Genomic DNA, 19,486 nt, shown 5'->3' with positions numbered 1-19,486 from the left:
GTAAAGTGAATATAATGAGCATATTAAGTTTATATATGAACATATGCTCATATTATATTTTTTTCTGAATCGGAGGCAGTTATATGGGAAAAGCAGCCGCAACAACAAAACGCGAGTTGCAACTGGATGGACTAGACTGCGCCAGCTGCGCACAGAAAATCGAGAATGGCGTAGGTAAGATGGAGGGAATCACTTCTTGCTCCGTAAATTTTGTGAACCAGAAGTTAACCTTTGAAATGACAGATAACGATAATGAAGAATTGATAATGCAGGTTAAGAAGAAGGTTAGAACTTTAGAGCCTCAAGTCAAAGTGATGGACATAAAAGACGCGAATCGAGCAAGCCAAGGTATAAATAATGTGTCTGTACATCATCAGCAAGACCATGCCGATATAGGCTCTCACAAGCATGCTCAGGATAAACCTGAAAATTCACATGAAAATCATGAAGGTCATAATCATGATGAAGAAGGCCATGGTCACACCCATGATCATGGAGCAGGAAGTACCAGAAGGATGTCGATTCGATTAGGCATTGGTGCTGTTTTAACTGCAATCGCAATGTTCACCTCACTTCCAAACTATTGGGAATTGGCTATTTTCTTAGTAGCTTATGTAATCATAGGTGGAGATATTGTTCTTCAAGCTGTAAAGAACATCGTTAAAGGACAGGTTTTTGATGAATATTTCCTGATGTCACTGGCTACGATTGGTGCCTTTGGTGTTGGACAATATCCTGAAGGCGTAGCCGTTATGCTCTTTTACCAAATTGGTGAGTTGTTCCAAGGTATAGCAGTCAATCGTTCTCGTAAATCCATTAGTTCAATGATGGATCTGCGTCCAGATTATGCTAACTTGAAAGTGGGTTCTAATACCAAGCGGGTTGCTCCAGAAGAAATAAAGATCGGGGACTATATTGTCGTAAAACCAGGTGAGAAGATTCCTTTGGATGGTAAAGTGACGGAAGGAAGCTCCATGGTTGATACCTCAGCCCTCACAGGCGAGTCTGTACCGAGGGAAATTGAAGCCGGTCAGGATGTACTCAGCGGCTTTATTAATAAGAATGGTGTACTCACGATTGAAGTTACTAAGGATTTCGGTGAATCAACGGTTTCAAAAATATTAGAATTGGTTCAGAATGCGAGCAGCAAAAAGGCTCCTACGGAAAATTTCATCACTAAATTTGCCCGTTATTATACGCCAGTTGTTGTTATCGTTGCATTATTACTTGCACTAGTACCCCCACTTATTATAAGCGGGGCTACGTTCTCGGATTGGATTTATCGTGCACTTATATTCCTTGTTATCTCTTGTCCATGTGCACTTGTCGTATCGATTCCGCTTGGATTCTTCGGTGGTATTGGGGCAGCTCCAAGGCTGGTATATTGATTAAGGGTAGCAACTATTTGGAAGCATTAAATGACGTTAAATACGTAGTCTTTGATAAGACGGGTACGTTGACGAAGGGTGCTTTTAAAGTAACAGACATTAAGCCTGCGCAGAGCGGCATAAGTAAAGATCAATTGCTGGAATATGCGGCTTTTGCTGAACTACATTCAACGCATCCCATTGCTGAATCTATCCGTACTGCATATGGCAAAGATATAAATGAGTCCGATATACAAGATTACAATGAGATATCAGGGCACGGTATTCAGGTAAAGGTGCAGGGCAAAGAAATCCTTGCGGGTAATACGAAGCTGATGAAGAAAGAAAATATTTCTTATGAAGAACCCAATGCCGTTGGTACGGTCGTTCACGTAAGTGTAAACAAAGAATATGCCGGTTATATTACCATTGCGGATGAAGTGAAGGATGATTCAGCGGAAGCGATCAGTTCATTGAAGAGCTTGGGAATGAAGATCGTTATGTTAACAGGTGATGCCAAGGCAGTCGGCGAATCTGTTGGTAAGCAGCTTGGAGTTGACGAAGTACATGCTGAACTTCTTCCGCAACATAAAGTGGAAGAGATTGAGAAGATCGACCAGCAGAAATTACGGAAAGAGAAAATTATATTTGTGGGTGACGGGATTAATGATACACCTGTGTTGGCACGAGCAGATGTAGGTGTCGCGATGGGTGGACTTGGATCTGACGCAGCCATAGAAGCCGCAGATATCGTAATTATGACCGACGAGCCTTCTAAAATATATACGGCAATTCACATTGCCAAACGTACTCGCAAAATCGTGTGGCAGAACATTATCTTTGCCCTTGCCGTTAAAGGAGTGTTTCTGTTACTTGGAGCATTCGGTATTGCGACGATGTGGGAAGCGGTATTTTCAGATGTCGGTGTTACGATTATCGCTGTCTTGAATGCAATGCGTGTATTGAAATTAAAATAAGATTACCATCCGCCGGGCATTATAAACGGCGGATTTTTTTCTTTTTTCTTAAAAGAAATTTCGATTAATAAATCATTTTTATCATATGTGTAAAAAATTGTTTTTTTCTTTTAGGAGTGAAAGGGGTATAATGAACTCATATAGAGTTCCGTTTCGACCTGTTCCCATTCCATTTATATAAGAAGTCGCCCTAGGATTCGTTATTCACTCTCTAATGAACTTTTGTTTTTTTATGTGAAAAACGTTACAATTATTATGATGCGCTCGTTATTTTTAATGGAATTCATGTGAACGTTAGGCAACGAAAAATAGACGGGCTTCTATTTCATTGCAAAGGAGGACGTTAGCTTATGTCAGAAATATCCACTCAATCCCAAGGTACAGCTGCACCACAAGCTGAGAAGCGGGAAACCCCAGATGTTCTTGATCAGTTGATGAAGCCAGAGGTACAGGAGTCCTTAACAATTCTGGTCGATAATCTTCCGAAATTGGCAGAAATGGTTACAGTAATGACTAAAGCATTTGATTTAGCTCAAAGCGTTTCCAAGGATCAGGTATTGATTGAAGATCTTAAGGGCGGAATGCAAGAATTTGTTAAACCGATCACAGAGAAAGCCAAAGGTGTTGCTGCAGCTGCTATTGAAGCAGGCGATCGTGCACAAGTGGACACAAGCTCAGTCGGTTTGTTTGGTATGCTCAAAATGCTTAAAGATCCGCAGGTTCAGAAGAGCCTTCGCTTCGTTCAAGCTTTCCTGGATATCCAAGCTAAGCGTCAATAATTCAAAACTAAAGGTAAGCTGAAACAAGAATGGAGGATAAGTATGTCAAAGCATATATTGATATTAGGTGGCGGCTACGGTGGTTTGCTGAGCGCATTGTCTTTGCGTGAACACTTGTCTGCTGAAGATGCTAAAGTTACGGTTGTTAACCGTTTTCCAACTCACCAAATTATTACAGAATTGCATCGCTTAGCTGTAGGTAACCTACATGAGAAAGCTGTTGCATTGCCACTTGATAAACTGTTACGTGGTAAAGATGTAGATTTGGTGATTTCATCCGTTGAATCAATTCTTCCAGATGAGAAACGTGTAGTTCTTTCAAGTGGTTCTTCCCTTAACTATGATGCACTCGTAGTAGCTTTGGGTAGTGAAACGGCATTCTTTGGAATTCCAGGTCTACAAGAGCACAGCTTCACGCTGAAATCTGTTAATGATGCTAATCGCATTCATGCACATATTGGTGCTCGCTTGGATGAGTATCTCAAAACGAAAAACAAAGCCGATGCAACATTTGTTGTAGGTGGCGGTGGATTGACAGGTATCGAGCTAGTTGGTGAATTAGCTGATATGTTGCCAGGTCTTTGCCGTGAAAAAGGTATTGATTTCAAAGAAATTTCAATTAACTGCGTAGAAGCAGCTCCATCTATTTTGATGGGATTTGCTCCTGAACTGATTGAGCGTGCTACAACAAGTTTGCAAAAACGTGGTGTAACATTCTTGACTGGCGTTGCAATTACAGAAATGCAAGGTTCAACGGTTTCCCTGAAAGACGGAAGCACGCTTGAAACAAGCACTCTGATTTGGACAGGTGGCGTACAAGGAAATTCTGTTGTTGCTAACTGTGGTATTGAAGTAAACCGCGGTCGTGCTACTGTAAACAGCTTCCTACAATCAACTTCACATCCTGAAGTATTTGTAGCTGGTGACAGTGCAGTCGTATTTGCTGCTGGAGCAGAACGTCCATTCCCACCTACTGCACAACTTGCTTGGCAAATGGGTGAAGTTATTGGATACAACTTGTCTGCTTTCTTCAAAAACGCTCCAATGGATACATTCTCTCTTGTAAACTCAGGTACACTGGGAAGCTTGGGAAGAAAAGATGCCATCGGTACAATTGGCGGAAGCCAAACCAAACTGAAAGGTCTGCCTGCATCTCTCATGAAAGAAGCAAGTAACATTCGTTACCTGTCTCACATTCATGGTTTGTTTGCTCTGGCATACTAATCATTACTGGTATATAAATATTGAAAAACCCGTTACCCTCACATCAGTGAAGATAACGGGTTTTTTTGTGTTGTGATTACAGTTATGTTTATAGGAAGGATCTATAAAACTTATAGAATTAATATATTTTACGAATAAGTCGAAAATGCATAAGATGAGAATAAGAAAGTTTTTAAACATTGGAGGTGGGATGGATGGATGGCCGTAATGAAGTAAGCAGCAAATTTGACGAAGTTGCATATGCCTATGATGCTCAGCGAAGAAAGCTTATCCCGTGTTTTAATGACTTTTATCAGACATCCGTTTCTCTTGCTGATACAAGTGTGAAGCGTCCTAATATATTAGATCTGGGCGCTGGGACAGGCTTATTCTCCTCACTCCTATTAGAGAAGTACCCTGAGGCAGAGATTACACTTATTGATCTGTCTTCAAAAATGTTGGAGGTTGCAGAATCGAGGCTGGCAAGATACTCTAATGTGAATTATGTATTGGATGATTACACAAATTACATAGCACTTGATAAGTATGATTTGATCGTTTCAGCACTTTCAATTCACCATTTGTCCGATTCTGATAAAATGAAATTATACAAAAACACGTTGTTAAACTTGAAGGCAAACGGTGTTTTCATTAATGCAGATCAAGTATTAGGCCATACTGAAGCAATTGATATGATGTATAGGGGAGACTGGAAGAGTAAAGTAGAAGCGAGTAGCTTATCTAGAGAAGAAAAAGATTCCGCTTATGAAAGAACAAAGATTGATCGAATGACTCCGTTACAAACACAATTGAACTGGCTACAGGACGTTGGATTTGATGATGTCGATTGTGTGTATAAGTACTATAATTTTGTTGTGATGTATGGGAAAAAACGAGAGGACAGCCACTAAGGCTGTCCTTTAATTACATTATTCATGCTTCGTATGTTGTAACGTTTGTAGAAAAATTTGTTCAATATGTGTATCGTCAAGTGAGTAATATACGGTTTTGCCATCCTTACGGCGTTTCACAATTCTTAAGTTGCGTAAATACCGTAATTGATGTGAAATGGCCGATTGTCCCATACTCAAAAGGGTTGTTAAATCATGTACACATAATTCCTGCTGCAGCAAGGCGTGAATTAATTTAACACGGGTAGGATCGCTGAAGGCTTTGAACCAATCTGCTACCTGTATGGCCGACTGATCATCGATCAAACGATCTTTGATTTTGCTCAATTCGCTATCGGTACCGAGGCAGGATGATTCACATTCTTCAGCCGAATTTATAGACTGTTCCATTAGTAATCACCTTTCTGTCAGGGCTTCGCAAAGACATGAAGACTGTTATCGATTATTATAACAAAATTAAGGCTTAAACGGAATCATTACTGTTAAGAAATTGCCATATGAGTAATTACTCATTTGAAAAATGCCATGTTATACTAACTACATCTGAGCATGGTAAAGGAGAGATCAATATTGCGTCAATCGACACGTTTGGCTGTTATCGGCTTGATGCTGACAAGCATTATGATAACAGGCTGTTCCACTAAGGAAGAAGCAGCGCATGAGGTGGAGACTCATAATGTACAGCAAACGGCTGCAAATGGAGATTTACAAGAAACTACATCTGGAGCGGACAAGCTACCAGGATTTTTGGATCAGCAACCTGAGATATTACAGACGGCTTACAGCACGGCTGCAAGTGTGAAAGATATACTGGTGAATATTCCTTGCTACTGTGGATGCGGAGAGAGTGCTGGCCATAACAGTAATTTGAATTGTTTCATTAAAGAAGTAAAGCCTGATGGCAGCATCGTTTGGGATGATCATGGAACTCGATGCGACGTATGTGTGAATACAACGATGACGACAGCAGAGCTTCATAAACAGGGGAAGAGCGTTAAAGAAATACGTGCGATCATCGATCAGACCTATGGCAATGGCCAATATGCGAAGCCAACGCCTACACCGGAACCTGTATAAAGTTTGATAATCAGGATCACATCCATTGGGCTTATAAGAACCTGGTTCAAGGATGGAAAGATTCAAGTCAGCGGATCTATCAACGCAATAAAAAGAAAAGAGCCTTACCGAAGCAGAAAGCTTTCAGTAAGGCTCTTTTTTAACTGTTGGGGAATATCGTTAATGCATTACTTCACCAGACCCCGTTGCTAATTCAGGAGCAGGCTTATGTTTAAATATAGGAACGAGAATCAAGGCCCCGAGCAACATGACAATTCCTGATACAACATATATCTCGACGAGAGGAAAGTTACCCTTTAATATCCCGGATAATGACATCATGATAACCATCATTCCCATAAACATGGGACTTAGAACACCATTGACACGACCTACATAGGATTGCTCTGTCCATTGAAGGATTAGAGTATTAATCCCAATTTGAATTGCTGGCATGGTTAACCCGTTGAGAAATTGAAGTCCAAGTGTGATTGGTATATTGGTTGAAATCCCCATACCGGCAATACATATCGCGCTTATGAGCATCCCGAGCGCCAATAGAATTTGCGGAGAGACCTTTTTAGCAATAACCATGATAGAAGCTCCGCCTACCAACATCGCAACACCATTAATCATTAATAGAAATTGTAAAAATTCTTTTGGCTGTCCGAGTCGTTCTGTAACTACGAAAAATCCGAGAGTTTGGATAATTCCGACAGAAAATCCAGCAATGGCAAATGCAGCTGCAAGTACTTTAAGTACGGGACTCCGCCATACATAGCGGAAACCATCAGCGAGCTCTTTGCGGAAATTCATCGTGTCTTTGTCATTCTGTTCAGTTTTAACTTCATCCGCAGGAAGGCGGAAAAGAATGAGGGCTGACAATAGGAATGCGACACCCATGACTCCAATTGAAATTTTAATACCGAATTGATGATAGGAGAATATGCCAAGTGTTGGTCCTAAAATCATAAAAATAGCCATCAGAGATTGAAACATTGCCATTCCTTGTTGAAGTTGATCTGGATGTACATGCTGCTTGAAGAGCTTCATGACAGAAGGTTGCGAAAATTGAGACAAGATGGCTGAGACAAACGTGGCTAAATAAATCGTTTCCCATGAGCCATAGAGAAGAGTAATAAGAACGACGAGTATGGACAGGGCAGATAGAAAGTCACACCATATCATCGTCCGCTTAGGTCTCCATCGATCAGCGAATGCGCCACCTATGAAAGAGAATACAAAGATTGGAGCAAATTCAACAACAGAAATGAGTGAGATCGATGTGGGATCATTATTTGTCTGATCCGTGACGAACATGAGAATCGCAAAGTTTCTGACCCATATTCCGATTTGCAGAAATATATTGGAAATGAGTATCGTTTGATAAAATCGATTCTTAAATAAATTGCCGCTTACGGGAGGTCCGTGTGTAGCTTTAGCATGTGACATGAATTACCACTCCAATATGTATAGTTTAATTATTATTCCTCCATATAACATAAATCACTGGGAACTATTTGGGAAGGGGAACAAATTATTTTATTTAAAAAATTAACAAATGCATCACAAAATTCCATTTTAAATTTCAATTTCATTAATAAATTAGTTGGGAAAACGATAGTCAGCGAAATAATTTTACATTTACGTGAACCTAATGATTCTGAAGTACATCTAATCTATGAAACGAAGAACTTAGGGTGGGGAGGCTTGAGGATGTGCTGTCAAAATAAACCTTGAACACAAACACCCTAAAGTGCGGAGTGCGGCACTCTAGGGTGTTTATGTTGCATCAATTCAATCAACGTTTAATTCCGAAGATTCAGAACTCTCCTCTGTAATCTTTTTGCGAAATTGACTCGGGGAGATGTTTTTATATTGCTTGAACTGTTGAATGAAGTAGCTTGAGTTGGAAAAACCAACTTCAAGCGCGATCTCGGTCATACTGGAATCGGTGGTTAACAGTAATTTTTCTGCCTCCGTAATTCGAATATAGTTCAGATAGTTTGTAAATGTCTTGCCCATGATCGCTTTAAATTTCCTTGAAAAGTAGCTGTAGCTTAGGTTACACATACGTGCAGCCGTTTCGGCAGTAATATCGTCCATGTAACGCTCATCAATGTACTCGAAGACCTGTTGCAGCATTTGGAAATCAATTTCTTTTAGTGAATGAGCTATATCCCAGTTGGGCTGCTGATCTTGTGATTTGCGTAAAAACCATAAAAATACTTTACAGATCAAGGTCCTTACAGCCAGTTCGAATCCATAATTCCGAGCAGTAAATTCATCATAAATTTCAGTAACTAGTGCAGGAATAGGTGTATCTATGATCTCTTGTTCCGTAAATACCCTTTGATTCGTTGATTTTGCCATCGTAAAGGGCAGTACGTATTTGGATTCAAATATGGTTCTTGAAGTCGAGTAGAGAATTTCAGGATCAAATTTAATGACTACATAAGACACTTTTTCGACACCCAATGAATAAATAGAATGTGTTTCGTGCGAATGAATCAGGATCAGATCTCCTTTACTGAGGATATGGGACTCTCCCCCAAGAAATACTTTTGCTTGTCCAGATAAGAAATACAGAATCTCAATATAGATATGCCAGTGAGGATGAACGACCCAGCGACTTCCCACACTCGATTGAATCATGCATTCGTATGGATAATGAATCGATCCCATGGGTGAACGGTTGGATTCAAAGTAAGCTTCCGTCATGCTAACACTCTCCGAATGACAAATATTTAATATTTTATAATAGCTTCATTGTATTACTTATCCTCTGTTTTTGGTAACTTTATTTGTAACAGGAAGGGAGTGAATGACATGGCGAATATTGCTTTACAGCTATATTCCATTAAGGAATTAACGAACATTGATTTTCTAGGAACTTTGCAAAAAGTAGCTAATATCGGATATGACGGTGTGGAATTTGCCGGATATTTCGGTACATCTGCTAGAGATTTACGTATTGCTTTAGCTCAATTTGGATTACAGGCTGCTGGAAGCCATATCGGAATTACTGAGCTCGAAGAGAAGCTCATGGAAACCATTAACTACTCCTTAGAGATTCAAAGTCCTTATATTATCTGTCCTGGTCTTCCCGAAGAGATGCGTGAAAGCGCTGACAGTTATAAGCGAACAGCAGAACGCTTCAACCGTATTGGTGAACGCTGCAAAGAGCATGGAATCCAGTTTGGTTACCATAACCATGATATTGAATTTCAACAATTTGATGGAGAATACGGACTTGATATCCTCATAGCTCATACTGACCCTGATCATTTGTTTGTGGAGCTAGATACATATTGGATAGAACATGCGGGTCTTCATTCGATCGATTTTATCCATAAATATAAGGAACGTTGTAGAGTGCTGCATATCAAAGATATGAAGAGCGAAGAGGATAAGCAGAACATTGAGATTGGTTCAGGTATGATGAACTTTCAAATGATTACGGATGCTGCCAAGAACTACAATGTGAGCTGGTATACGGTAGAACAAGAAGAATTTGTGCTCCCACAGTTACAAAGTATTGAGATGAGCCTGCAGTATTTAAGAGGAATTCTATAAATTAATAAGCCAAAGGGGAATGTTCATTATGACACAGAATGCAGAGAAAAAACTGAGAATTGGTATTATCGGCTGTGGAGGAATTGCGAATGGTAAACATATTCCTAACTTGATCGAACAGATCAACGTAGAATTGGTTGCTTTTTGTGACATAGTCGAAGAACGCGCAGTTGAGACAGCTAAGAAATTTGGGCTAGAAGGCATTCGAATCTATACGGATTATAAAGAGCTTTTGAAGGATACCACAATTGATGTCATCCATGTCTGCACACCCAATAAATCGCATTCCTTCATTACGATCGATGCGCTCGAAGCGGGTAAGCATGTTCTCTGTGAGAAACCAATGGCCAAGACGGCTGCTGAGGCAAGATCTATGCTCGAAGCTGCTAAACGCACCGGTAAGAAGCTATCGATTGGTTACGATAACCGATATCGTCCAGACTCTCTGTTACTCAAAAAAGTATGTGAAAGAGGAGATTTAGGCGAAATTTATTTTGCCAAAGCTCATGCTATTCGTAGACGTGCCGTGCCGACTTGGGGCGTATTCTTAAATGAGGAAGAGCAGGGCGGCGGGCCATTAATCGACATTGGAACGCATGCACTGGATCTCACCTTATGGTTGATGAATAATTACAAAGTGAAAAGCGTTAAAGGTAATGTATATCATAAGCTTGGTAGCAAAAAGGATGCGGCGAATGCCTTTGGTCCGTGGGACCCAGCATTGTTCACCGTGGAAGATTCGGCATTTGGTTTTATTACGATGGAAAATGGAGCAACGGTTACGCTTGAAGCAAGCTGGGCACTGAATACACTCGATGTAGGTGAAGCGCAAGCTACACTTTGCGGCACAGAGGGTGGAGCAGACATGAAGGATGGCCTACGAATTAACGGAGAAGAAATGGGTCATTTATATACTAAAAAACCTGAGTTAAATGCAGGCGGAGTTGCCTATTTTGCCGGAAAATCTGAAACTCAAGCAGGAAAAGAATGTAGATTGTGGATTGAGAGTATTATCAATGATACAGATCCTGTTGTTTTACCTGAGCAAGCACTCGTCGTAACTGAAATACTGGAAGCCATTTACCAATCTGCGAAAACAGGGAAAACGGTTTATTTTAATTGATCATCGTTGCTTGGAGAGGCTGAACGGCATCGTTAGTCTTAGGTCTGTTTTTGCAATTAGTTAATGGATAAGGTTAAATAGAATAATATCCATTATTTATCATTTTATATCCTTGCTTTTATTCGAGAGGAGAATAAGACATGAATTCAAACGATACAACAGAGACCGCTCTGTTTACGAAAGAATTTACAAAGGACCCCTTTCTCACGTATGCAAAGTTAAGGAAGACAGATCCCATTTATAGATGCCTCTTTCCTGATGGTCAATATGGGTGGATGATAACGAGGTATGAAGACGCTGTAGAAGCATTGAAAGATCTAAGATTTGTAAAGGACTACTACAAACTTAATGAAGATGAAATGGCACATCGAACTGCTTTTGACCAGAGTATGCTCTTCTCTGACCCGCCAGATCACAAACGATTACGAGGATTGGTGCAAAAATCCTTTTCAGTAAAAATGATAGAAGAAATGAGAACACGTATTCAAGAGATTACCGATGAGCTTTTAGATGAATGGAGTGGCAAAACAAGTGTAGATTTAATTAATGAATTTGCTTTTCCGCTTCCTATCATCGTGATTTGTGAAATGCTGGGTGTTCCGACCGAAGATCGAGATAAATTTCGAATTTGGTCCACATCTTTGATTGAAGGTCCAGATGGGGATTTTGCGGATGAGATAGATCAGCATATGGATGAATTTTTTCAATACTTGAGTCAAAGGTTTGAAATTGTAAGAAGAAGCCCGGGTGAGGATTTAATTAGCCAGCTTATTATTGCCGAGGAGGAAGGTGACAAATTAACGGAGCAGGAGTTATATGGAGTGGTGATGCTTCTAATTGTTGCAGGGCATGAAACGACTGTTAATCTTATTGGTAATACAATCCTTGCTTTATTGGAGCATCCTGAGCAGCTTCAGTTACTTATTCAAGAACCCGATCGCATTCATTCTGCAATTGAAGAATCACTCCGTTATAATGGTCCTGTTGAATTTAGTACATCAAGATGGGTAAGCGAAGATATAGAATTTAAAGGCAAAGCAATGAAAAAAGGTGAGTTAATTATTATTGCACTTAATTCCGCCGATCATGATGAGGAGAAATTTGATAATCCGGAGCAATTTGATATTACAAAAGAAAAAAGTCAGCATCTTGCTTTTGGAAAAGGTATTCATCTTTGCCTTGGAGCACCTCTTGCAAGGCTTGAAGGTGAAATTGCAATCAGCAGCCTTGTACAATGTTTCCCTAATATTAAGCTGCAAATGGATATGGATGAACTTGAATGGAGACCCGGCATGGTCGTAAGAGGAGTGAAGGAAATACCTCTTTTCTTATAAAAAAATATACTATGAAAAACGAAGAAGCAGCAATTCTCACTGGAGGATTGCTGCTTCTTCGTTTTCTTCTAAGCCCAGTTACCGTTACGGAAAACCGGCTCCATTGTTCCATCTTCTAGCTCACCGTCAATCTCCAGTTCAGCCGAACCAATCATAAAGTCGACATGCGTTAAACTAACGTTGGCTCCTTTGGCAAGCAGTTCCTCTTTACTCATCTTTGTACCGCCTTCGATGTTTACCGGATAGGCGCTACCGAGTGCAAAATGACAAGAAGCATTCTCGTCAATACCTGTGTTATAGAATACCCGGTTCAATCGGGAAATAGGGGAATCATGAGGTACTAATGCCATTTCTCCGAGATAGGAGGCGCCCTCATCCGTATCGAGAAGGGATGTTAAATGCTCACGACCCGATACGGCATCATACGCAGTCACTTTACCATCTTTAAAGGTAAGCTTAATGCCTTCAACCAACCGTCCATTTAGATTTAGTGGAAGTGTGCTTGTCACCGTACCGTTGACACCTGTACGAAGGGGCATCGTGTAGATTTCCTCTGTAGGCATGTTGGCTACAAAATACACGCCAGCTTCATTTTCAGCGCCACCACCGAGCCATACATGTTCTTTGGGCATTTCAACGTGGAGGTCGGTTCCCGGAGCACGGTAGTGCAGACTCTTGTAACGCTTGGCATTCATATGTTCTTGGCTTTTTTTCAAATGAGTAATATGTTCACGCCAAGCGGCCACAGGATCTTCACTTCCGACACGATTCATGAGGAATACGGCATCCCACATCGCTTGAACTCGCTCTTCTTCGGGTAGGTCAGCAAATACTTTATTCGCCCAATCCTGAGTAGGGGCTTTAATTAGCGACCAGCTAATTTTATTATTGCGGGTATAGTGGGAGTACTTCTCACGAGCAACCGCAGCTGCCTTCACAGCAGTTGATACCTTAAAGGAATCAATTCCGCGGAACAGTTCAGGATTCGGTACTTTAATATGTAAAATGGCTCCGCCACCCTCTGCAAGTTGTTCCATCATATCAGCCTGCCATTTGGGATAGTAGCCAAATGAATCATCAGCAGCTTGTTCATAACGGATGCGAGTAACCTGTTCATCTTCCCATTCCACTTGCACATATTTAGCACCAGCCTTATAAGCCTTCGAAACAATTAATCGAGTTAATTCTACAGTTTCCAAAGGTGCTTGAACCATCAGAACTTGACCGGGCTGCACGTTAACACCAACTTTAACAACCAAATCTGCGTATTTGTCTAACATTAGATTAAATTCATTCATGAGTATATTCCCTCCTAGATGTATATAAGCGTATTTAATTTTAACATAGGTAATGGAATAAACTCATTTTTAATAGACAAAAGAGCATTAAATCGCTTAAAGATATCAAAAATAAGGTAATAATCTAAATTCAAATCATTAAATGTTCAAGAAGTTATTAAATTAGCACTTGTTGTGGTTATATAATAACTAATATTAGTAACTTCTTAGAGACGATGGTGCGTATGAAAATTGAATTGGAAAACAAAATTATAAATTTTAATGTTCAATATGGAAATCGAAAAAAGCTTTCGATTCATATCGATGCAGTAGGCCTCATAACCGTCAAAGCTCCCAAGCATACTAGTGAAAATTTTATTTTAGATGCTGTAGAACTTCATGGAAAATGGATACTTGAGAAATTAAGAACGATTGCTGAGGCTAAAGCTATGGGAATTCCAAGGAAAAGAGAATATCAGGATAAAGGGAAATTTCTTCACCTTGGACAAGAGTATTTTCTTCATGAATTAATTGAGACTAACGGATTATATGAGGAAGAACTTAAACGGAATCTCAAGAAGTTCTACTTTGCAAGCTGTAAGAAGATTGTAGGAGAACGAATAAGTAAATATCAAAACCAATTGAAAGTAAAACCCAAAAGCATTGAAATTGTCGAGTCTGTAACCAAGTGGGGAAGTTGTAGTTCGGATAAGAAGCTCACCTTTAATTATAGACTTGCCATGGCTCCCATAGAAGTTATAGATTATGTGATCATCCATGAGCTATGTCATCTGACCCATATGAATCATGATCGATCATTCTGGAGAAGACTAGGCAGCATCATGCCTGATTATAAGGAAAAGGAACATTTCTTGGCAAGATATGGTCCTTCTATGACGTTTTAAATTGGAGTAAATCGTTTAAATAAATAAAGTATTTAATATCGCCTCCATTGTATGGAGGCTATTACCGTATAAAGCTAAAGTAATATGTAAAAGCTAAGTCACAATGTACCAACTGGATCTAAATTTAACATCAGGAGGAGACACAATGAAAATTAACAAGAGCAAAACTCAACGGCAACGTCACATGTATCTAGTACTTCTTACGTTAATGTGTATAAGTATTATATTCAGTGGTTGTACGAAGGCAGAATCGGAATCACCACAATCTAATACTTCCACAGAAACTCCGTCAACTTCAGAATCCAATACGAATGGCACAACATCTGAATCAGCGCCGCAACAAACGAGCCCAAATTCCGATACTTCTGATACTAAGGTATCAAATAAAGATGGGATTCCAGCAGGTGTTAAAATCGAAAAAGTGCTTAAAGATGAATCCATAAAAAATGATTATCATAAAAAGGTAGAGCTGCTAACGGATGGTGGGGAGCTTAAAACGATTACAGATCCTAACGGAAATATCAGCAGAAAGTATATTGAATATGAAGGAATTATTCTGAAAGCAAATGGTAACACGGTTGATGTCCAAGTCGAACATGGCGGAAAACAAACCATAACCATTCCTAAAGATGTGACAATTGAGGATAAAGATAAAGTTGGGCTTAAGCAAGGCATTGAGATTGAGTGGGAAGTGAATATGGATGGGCAGATTCAAAACGTAGAATTAGATGATTAGAATATTTTAGATGCCTTGATTTTAATGAAAACTTATTCTTAATAAACGAACCTTAGAGTTGAAGGGGTTCGTTTTTTTGTATTGATTAATGATGTTTCTTCAAGCTGTGGGATAATAGATGAAGTAGCTACGAAGATAAGGGGAATGGTAAGGATGGAGAGAGAGAAGATATTAGGGAATCTTAGAGCCGAGCTAGCCATGGGAAATCATATTATTGGTGTATCCACGGGAACGGGAATCACTGCAAAGTATGCTAAGCAGGGTGGAGCCGATTTCATATTAATGCTGAATTCCGGTAGATTTCGTCAAATGGGAAGGAGCTCACTCGCGGGTTTCTTGCCTTTTTGTAATAGTAATGACATGGTTATGGATTTTGCATCAAGAGAGATTATTCCATTGGTCAAGGATATCCCTATTATATTTGGACTGAATGCCAGCGATCCCACGAAGAATATGGATGACTACATCATTGAAATTAAAGATAGGGGCTTCTCTGGTATTAATAACTATCCGACGGTTGGTCTCATTGACGGGAAATTTAGCGAGGCGCTTGAAGATGAAGGGAATTCATATCTCCTTGAAGTAGAGGCCATAAGAATAGCTCATAACAGAGACATGTTCACCGTCGCATTTGTATTTAATGAAATCCAAGCTACGCAAATGATAGAGGCTGGTGCTGATGTCATATGTGTTCACTTAGGCTTAACCGAAGGCGGATTATTAGGAGCCAAGAAAGTATTCTCACTTGAAGCTGCTAAGATAAGAGCAGATAACATATTTAAAATCTGTAATGAATTAAAGCCTGGCATCGTGAAAATGATTTATGGTGGTCCTGTAAAAACACCGATTGATGTTCAATATATGTATAGTAACAACGAAGACTTAATGGGGTACATTGGAGGATCGTCTTTTGAGAGAATTCCTTCTGAAAAGTCTATCACGAATATTACCAAGGCATTCAAAGTAACGGGTAAGCTGGATGAAGATGACTTGATGGTTAAAATGTTAGATGGTGTTACGAAGCACTATGACTATGTTGAATTTGTGAAAGAATACATTGCGCAGAATTACATGAATGAGATTTCATTTTCAGATTTAGCCAAGGTGGCTCATGTATCTAGAAGTTACTTAAGCAGTCTGTTTAAAAAGAGCGTGGGCTGTAGCTTTCAAGAATACATTGTTCGATTCCGCATGGATCGGGCTATTGAAATATTAGACAGGGATAAGATTCAACTCTCCGAATTAGCCTATTTAGTTGGATACCAAGACTATGCACAGTTTAGCAAAATGTTTAAAAAAGTTAAGGGTTTTTCTCCAAAACAATATAAATCTAACATAAACACAAAAACATAAGACATTAAAGCGTTTTCATTCGAAAATCTACGCAGTATGATTGATTCATAGTTAATCTTACTTTGATATGTGTACATCTTAACCTAACAGGTAAGAGGAGGATTGGACAATGAAGACAATCGCGATCGCAGGAACTTTTGACACTAAAGGTGATGAGTATGGGTACGTTAAAGAATTAATCGAAAGCTTGGGATTAGGTACATTTACAATTCACACAGGTGTATTTGAATCGACATTTAAACCAGATGTATCAAACAGCGAAGTAGCAGAGGCCGCAGGCATGGACATTAAGGTACTCGCCGCTAAGAACGATAGAGCTTTAGCAACAGAGGTCTTATCCAAAGGCATGGAAAAACTTGTACCTGAATTATATAGACAGGGTAAATTTGATGGGATGATCTCTTTTGGTGGAACAGGAGGCACTTCGTTAGTCACACCGGGGATGAGGGCTTTGCCCATTGGCGTTCCTAAAGTCATGGTATCTACTGTAGCATCAGGAAATACGGCTCCCTATGTAGGCACTAGTGATATTGTGATGATGCCATCCGTTGTGGATGTTTCTGGGCTGAACTCGATTTCAACTCAAATTTTCACAAATGCGGTATTTGCCATTGCAGGTATGGTTACATTCGAAAATACGAAGGTAATCGATAAAAAGCCTTTGATCGCTGCCACGATGTTTGGAGTAACGACTCCATGTATCACAATAGCGAGAAAATATCTTGAAGCAAGAGGGTATGAAGTACTCGTATTCCACGCTACGGGTATTGGTGGGCAATCGATGGAAGCGCTTATAGAGGCCGGATTTATTGAAGGCGTTCTGGATCTTACGACAACAGAGTGGGCAGATGAGATTATTGGCGGTGTTCTGAATGCAGGTCCTCATCGATTAGAGGCCGCTGCTAAAAACCATATTCCACAGGTTGTATCTGTCGGTGCGCTGGATATGTGTAACTTTGGACCCTATGATACGATCCCAGAGAAATTTAAAGGTCATACATTCTATAAGCATAATCCGACGGTAACGCTCATGCGAACTACGGTCGAAGAGAACGAAGCGATTGGCAAGAAGCTCGTTGAAAAATTAAACTTAGCTAAAGAAAAAACCGTGCTGATGCTGCCACTTAAAGGGATATCTGGTATAGATGTTGAAGGTGAAGCCTTCTATGGGGTAGAGGAAGATGCAATGTTATTTGATACCTTGAGAAATGGCATAAACAGAAATGTTGTAGAAATCATTGAAATGGATTATGCCATTAATGATCTTGAATTTGCCGAAGCAGCAGCGCAGAAGCTAATCGACCTAATGAATACATGATGGAGGGAACTATATATGAATAAGAATAGTAGAGAAGAAATTGTTGCAAAGTTTAAGGAAGAAGTTAAAGGTGGAAAGATTCTTCTAGGCGTAGGAGCAGGTACAGGGATTACGGCCAAGAGCAGTGAAGCGGGCGGAGCAGATATGCTCATCGTTTACAATTCGGGAAGATATCGAATGGCGGGTCGTGGATCACTAGCAGGCCTATTATCTTATGGTGATGCCAATCAAATTGTGGTCGAAATGGGTTCTGAAGTATTACCCGTTGTTAAACATACACCCGTATTAGCAGGCGTATGTGGAACAGATCCTTTTCGAGTGATGGAGGTATACCTGAAGCAGTTGAAGGAACAGGGATTTAATGGAGTGCAGAATTTTCCCACTGTGGGCTTGATTGACGGCGTATTCAGACAAAATCTAGAAGAGACAGGCATGGGCTATAATTTAGAAGTGGAGATGATTAGAACAGCTCATGAATTAGACATGCTCACCACACCCTATGTTTTTGATGCTGAGCAGGCCAAAGCAATGGCTGAGGCAGGAGCAGATATCCTCGTAGCACATATGGGGTTAACGACAAAAGGTACAATTGGAGCTAAAACGGCACTCACATTAGATGATTGTGTGAAAAAAATTGAAGAGATTATTATCGCTGGTAAAAAAGTGAATCCAGATATTATGGTCATTTGTCATGGTGGACCGATTGCAGAGCCAGAAGATGCGAAATATGTAATTGAAAAAACCGAAGGAATTGATGGATTCTTTGGTGCATCTAGTATTGAGCGTTTCGCAGCGGAGAAGGGGATTACAGAGCAGACGGTTTCTTTTAAATCAATAACAAAATAAAGTGAATATGTAATGAGTAAAGTCGCTGACAAGAGTGTTGGCGGCTTTTTCATAGGTAACATTTGAGACATTAAACTTAGCGAATCCTTTACATTTCCGCTTATTTCCAACATACTAACTATAGAAGGAAGCCAGATGGTGCAGGCTTATCTTTCATCTAGAAAAGCAATTAAGGGAGAGTGATCCGGATGTTAAGTGAAAAACTACTTGTGAAGTTAAATGATCAAATGAATTATGAATTTTATTCTTCTCAGGTTTACTTGGCCATGGCTGCCTATTGTTCATCTGAAAGCTTTGATGGATTTGCTAATTTCTTCATCATGCAATCGGAAGAAGAGAAATTCCATGGAATGAAAATTTTTCACTTTATAAATACTTTGGGGAAACGCGCCATTGTAACGGGTATGGAAAATCCTCAGAATGAATACAGCTCGTTGCTTGATGCATTTGAACTTTCATTCGAACATGAGAAAACAGTAACAAAACGAATCTATGAGTTGTCCGATATCGCTTGGGATGAGCGTGAGCATGCGACGATTAACTTCCTCAAGTGGTTTATTGATGAGCAAGTGGAGGAAGAAGCAACCTTCGACAGTATCATTCAGAAGCTGCGTCGCATCGATAATGACAGCAATGCTTTTTATATGCTAGACTCCGAGCTGGCTAAACGCACATTTACGCCACCGGCAGACGAAGCCTAGAATGTGTGCAAAGAAGAAGCTGTA

19 protein-coding genes are annotated in these 19,486 nt (G+C 39.9%); 15 read left to right on the top strand and 4 right to left on the bottom strand.

The genetic code is table 11. From position 1 onward, the window contains the following. The first annotated feature begins 83 nt into the window (after positions 1–83). From JCM16418_RS26845 to JCM16418_RS07785, 5 genes are all read left to right on the top strand, one after another. On the top strand, positions 84–1,388 hold the full coding sequence (locus JCM16418_RS26845) for an HAD-IC family P-type ATPase (protein ID WP_373280692.1): 1,305 nt from the start codon (positions 84–86) through the stop codon (positions 1,386–1,388). A gap of 17 nt (positions 1,389–1,405) precedes the next feature. Then, a complete protein-coding gene (locus JCM16418_RS26840) occupies positions 1,406–2,344 on the top strand; it encodes an HAD-IC family P-type ATPase (RefSeq protein ID WP_373280691.1) in 939 nt (312 codons plus the stop codon). Between the two features lie 350 nt (positions 2,345–2,694). Then, on the top strand, positions 2,695–3,123 hold the full coding sequence (locus JCM16418_RS07795; RefSeq protein WP_036647398.1) for a DUF1641 domain-containing protein: 429 nt from the start codon (positions 2,695–2,697) through the stop codon (positions 3,121–3,123). A gap of 42 nt (positions 3,124–3,165) precedes the next feature. Beyond that, positions 3,166–4,347: an NAD(P)/FAD-dependent oxidoreductase gene (locus tag JCM16418_RS07790; RefSeq protein WP_036647395.1), complete on the top strand. Its 1,182-nt coding sequence runs from the start codon at positions 3,166–3,168 to the stop codon at positions 4,345–4,347. Between the two features lie 194 nt (positions 4,348–4,541). After that, the gene (locus JCM16418_RS07785) at positions 4,542–5,237 is read left to right on the top strand and encodes a class I SAM-dependent methyltransferase (RefSeq protein ID WP_036647393.1); all 696 of its coding nucleotides are present in this window, start codon (positions 4,542–4,544) and stop codon (positions 5,235–5,237) included. Positions 5,238–5,255: 18 nt separating this feature from the next. On the opposite strand, the gene JCM16418_RS07780 is transcribed toward JCM16418_RS07785, so the two are convergent. Then, positions 5,256–5,627, bottom strand: coding sequence for an ArsR/SmtB family transcription factor (locus tag JCM16418_RS07780; protein WP_036647390.1), 372 nt, complete (start codon positions 5,625–5,627; stop codon positions 5,256–5,258). Positions 5,628–5,807: 180 nt separating this feature from the next. Here JCM16418_RS07780 and JCM16418_RS07775 point away from each other — a divergent pair, with 180 nt between their 5' ends. Next, positions 5,808–6,314 (top strand): PCYCGC motif-containing (lipo)protein, encoded by a 507-nt coding sequence (locus JCM16418_RS07775; protein ID WP_036647388.1) that lies wholly within the window; start codon positions 5,808–5,810, stop codon positions 6,312–6,314. 159 nt (positions 6,315–6,473) lie between these two features. On the opposite strand, the gene JCM16418_RS07770 is transcribed toward JCM16418_RS07775, so the two are convergent. After that, positions 6,474–7,745, bottom strand: a complete 1,272-nt coding sequence (locus JCM16418_RS07770) for an MFS transporter (protein ID WP_036647385.1) — start codon at positions 7,743–7,745, stop codon at positions 6,474–6,476. Positions 7,746–8,090: 345 nt separating this feature from the next. Continuing rightward, entirely contained in the window at positions 8,091–9,014 is a 924-nt protein-coding gene (locus tag JCM16418_RS07765; protein ID WP_052020123.1) for a helix-turn-helix domain-containing protein, read from the bottom strand. Positions 9,015–9,122: 108 nt separating this feature from the next. Between JCM16418_RS07765 and JCM16418_RS07760 the strand changes: the two genes are divergently transcribed. The 3 genes from JCM16418_RS07760 (at position 9,123) to JCM16418_RS07750 (ending at position 12,326) form a co-directional block, all read left to right on the top strand. Next, positions 9,123–9,869, top strand: coding sequence for a sugar phosphate isomerase/epimerase family protein (locus JCM16418_RS07760; protein WP_036647383.1), 747 nt, complete (start codon positions 9,123–9,125; stop codon positions 9,867–9,869). A 28-nt stretch (positions 9,870–9,897) separates the two neighbouring features. Beyond that, positions 9,898–10,992, top strand: a complete 1,095-nt coding sequence (locus JCM16418_RS07755) for a Gfo/Idh/MocA family protein (protein WP_036647381.1) — start codon at positions 9,898–9,900, stop codon at positions 10,990–10,992. Positions 10,993–11,132: 140 nt separating this feature from the next. After that, positions 11,133–12,326: a cytochrome P450 family protein gene (locus tag JCM16418_RS07750; protein ID WP_036647380.1), complete on the top strand. Its 1,194-nt coding sequence runs from the start codon at positions 11,133–11,135 to the stop codon at positions 12,324–12,326. Between the two features lie 68 nt (positions 12,327–12,394). Here JCM16418_RS07750 and JCM16418_RS07745 read toward each other — a convergent pair whose 3' ends face one another. After that, on the bottom strand, positions 12,395–13,624 hold the full coding sequence (locus JCM16418_RS07745; RefSeq protein WP_036647376.1) for an aminopeptidase: 1,230 nt from the start codon (positions 13,622–13,624) through the stop codon (positions 12,395–12,397). A 224-nt stretch (positions 13,625–13,848) separates the two neighbouring features. Here JCM16418_RS07745 and JCM16418_RS07740 point away from each other — a divergent pair, with 224 nt between their 5' ends. The 6 genes from JCM16418_RS07740 to JCM16418_RS07715 all read left to right on the top strand — a co-directional run bounded on the left by JCM16418_RS07740 (position 13,849) and on the right by JCM16418_RS07715 (position 19,462). Continuing rightward, complete coding sequence (locus JCM16418_RS07740) at positions 13,849–14,508, top strand: M48 family metallopeptidase (RefSeq protein ID WP_036647374.1); 660 nt, start codon at positions 13,849–13,851, stop codon at positions 14,506–14,508. Between the two features lie 145 nt (positions 14,509–14,653). Beyond that, positions 14,654–15,244: a hypothetical protein gene (locus JCM16418_RS07735; protein ID WP_036647372.1), complete on the top strand. Its 591-nt coding sequence runs from the start codon at positions 14,654–14,656 to the stop codon at positions 15,242–15,244. 153 nt (positions 15,245–15,397) lie between these two features. After that, positions 15,398–16,597, top strand: a complete 1,200-nt coding sequence (locus JCM16418_RS07730; protein ID WP_036647368.1) for a phosphoenolpyruvate hydrolase family protein — start codon at positions 15,398–15,400, stop codon at positions 16,595–16,597. A 109-nt stretch (positions 16,598–16,706) separates the two neighbouring features. Continuing rightward, positions 16,707–17,915, top strand: a complete 1,209-nt coding sequence (locus tag JCM16418_RS07725) for a Tm-1-like ATP-binding domain-containing protein (RefSeq protein ID WP_036647365.1) — start codon at positions 16,707–16,709, stop codon at positions 17,913–17,915. 15 nt (positions 17,916–17,930) lie between these two features. Beyond that, positions 17,931–18,761 (top strand): phosphoenolpyruvate hydrolase family protein, encoded by an 831-nt coding sequence (locus tag JCM16418_RS07720; protein WP_036647363.1) that lies wholly within the window; start codon positions 17,931–17,933, stop codon positions 18,759–18,761. A gap of 188 nt (positions 18,762–18,949) precedes the next feature. Continuing rightward, positions 18,950–19,462 (top strand): ferritin, encoded by a 513-nt coding sequence (locus tag JCM16418_RS07715; RefSeq protein ID WP_036647361.1) that lies wholly within the window; start codon positions 18,950–18,952, stop codon positions 19,460–19,462. Positions 19,463–19,486: the final 24 nt, after the last annotated feature.

Source organism: Paenibacillus pini JCM 16418 (assembly GCF_000576305.1).
GTDB lineage: Bacteria > Bacillota > Bacilli > Paenibacillales > Paenibacillaceae > Paenibacillus_AQ > Paenibacillus_AQ pini.
The sequence above is the reverse complement of the archived record's forward strand: the minus strand, read 5'-3'. Positions and strand labels throughout refer to the sequence as shown.

Coding starts and splice junctions, on each gene's coding strand:
- JCM16418_RS07790 (WP_036647395.1), top strand. CDS start 3,166: ATGTCAAAGCATATATTGATATTAGGTGGCGGCTACGGTGGTTTGCTG.
- JCM16418_RS07795 (WP_036647398.1), top strand. CDS start 2,695: ATGTCAGAAATATCCACTCAATCCCAAGGTACAGCTGCACCACAAGCT.
- JCM16418_RS07770 (WP_036647385.1), bottom strand. CDS start 7,745: ATGTCACATGCTAAAGCTACACACGGACCTCCCGTAAGCGGCAATTTA.
- JCM16418_RS07760 (WP_036647383.1), top strand. CDS start 9,123: ATGGCGAATATTGCTTTACAGCTATATTCCATTAAGGAATTAACGAAC.
- JCM16418_RS07735 (WP_036647372.1), top strand. CDS start 14,654: ATGAAAATTAACAAGAGCAAAACTCAACGGCAACGTCACATGTATCTA.
- JCM16418_RS07765 (WP_052020123.1), bottom strand. CDS start 9,014: ATGACGGAAGCTTACTTTGAATCCAACCGTTCACCCATGGGATCGATT.
- JCM16418_RS26845 (WP_373280692.1), top strand. CDS start 84: ATGGGAAAAGCAGCCGCAACAACAAAACGCGAGTTGCAACTGGATGGA.
- JCM16418_RS07720 (WP_036647363.1), top strand. CDS start 17,931: ATGAATAAGAATAGTAGAGAAGAAATTGTTGCAAAGTTTAAGGAAGAA.
- JCM16418_RS07755 (WP_036647381.1), top strand. CDS start 9,898: ATGACACAGAATGCAGAGAAAAAACTGAGAATTGGTATTATCGGCTGT.
- JCM16418_RS07730 (WP_036647368.1), top strand. CDS start 15,398: ATGGAGAGAGAGAAGATATTAGGGAATCTTAGAGCCGAGCTAGCCATG.
- JCM16418_RS07740 (WP_036647374.1), top strand. CDS start 13,849: ATGAAAATTGAATTGGAAAACAAAATTATAAATTTTAATGTTCAATAT.
- JCM16418_RS07750 (WP_036647380.1), top strand. CDS start 11,133: ATGAATTCAAACGATACAACAGAGACCGCTCTGTTTACGAAAGAATTT.
- JCM16418_RS07785 (WP_036647393.1), top strand. CDS start 4,542: ATGGATGGCCGTAATGAAGTAAGCAGCAAATTTGACGAAGTTGCATAT.
- JCM16418_RS07725 (WP_036647365.1), top strand. CDS start 16,707: ATGAAGACAATCGCGATCGCAGGAACTTTTGACACTAAAGGTGATGAG.
- JCM16418_RS07715 (WP_036647361.1), top strand. CDS start 18,950: ATGTTAAGTGAAAAACTACTTGTGAAGTTAAATGATCAAATGAATTAT.
- JCM16418_RS07780 (WP_036647390.1), bottom strand. CDS start 5,627: ATGGAACAGTCTATAAATTCGGCTGAAGAATGTGAATCATCCTGCCTC.
- JCM16418_RS07745 (WP_036647376.1), bottom strand. CDS start 13,624: ATGAATGAATTTAATCTAATGTTAGACAAATACGCAGATTTGGTTGTT.